The organism is Photorhabdus tasmaniensis (assembly GCF_011189505.1).
GTDB lineage: Bacteria > Pseudomonadota > Gammaproteobacteria > Enterobacterales > Enterobacteriaceae > Photorhabdus > Photorhabdus tasmaniensis.
Genome location: NZ_PUJU01000216.1, coordinates 1 through 491 on the forward strand (window position 1 = coordinate 1; position 491 = coordinate 491).

The 491-nt window shown below is 56.8% G+C and carries 1 protein-coding gene; it reads left to right on the top strand.

Annotation, left to right across the window (positions count from 1 at the left end):
* A partial coding sequence (locus tag C5471_RS23620) for an S-layer family protein (RefSeq protein WP_166296687.1) occupies nt 1-491 on the top strand: 491 nt, incomplete at both ends.

Sequence of the window (491 nt, forward strand, 5' to 3'; positions counted from 1 at the left end):
TGCAACCGGGCAGTGACAGCCACTATCTGGTGGAGACCGACCCGAAATTCACCCAGTACAAACAGTGGCTGGGCTCGGACTACATGCAGCAACAGTTAACGCACGACCCGGCTCTGGTCCACAAACGGTTAGGCGACGGATTCTATGAACAGCGGTTGGTACGGGACCAAATCACTCAACTGACCGGCCAGCGTTATCTGTCCGGTTACCATAACGATGAAGCGCAGTTTAAAGCGTTGATGGATGCGGGTATCGCCTTTGGCAAACAGCAACAATTAATGCCCGGTGTCGCCTTAAGCCCGGCGCAGATGGCGCTGTTGACCTCGGACATTATCTGGCTGACCAATCAAACCGTGACCCTGCAGGATGGCACGACCGAGGTGGTGACTGTGCCGCAGGTTTACGCGCGTGTCCGTCAGGGCGACCTGAGCAGTGACGGCGCTTTGCTGGCCGGCAATACCGTGGCCCTTAACAGTCAGGGCGATATCACT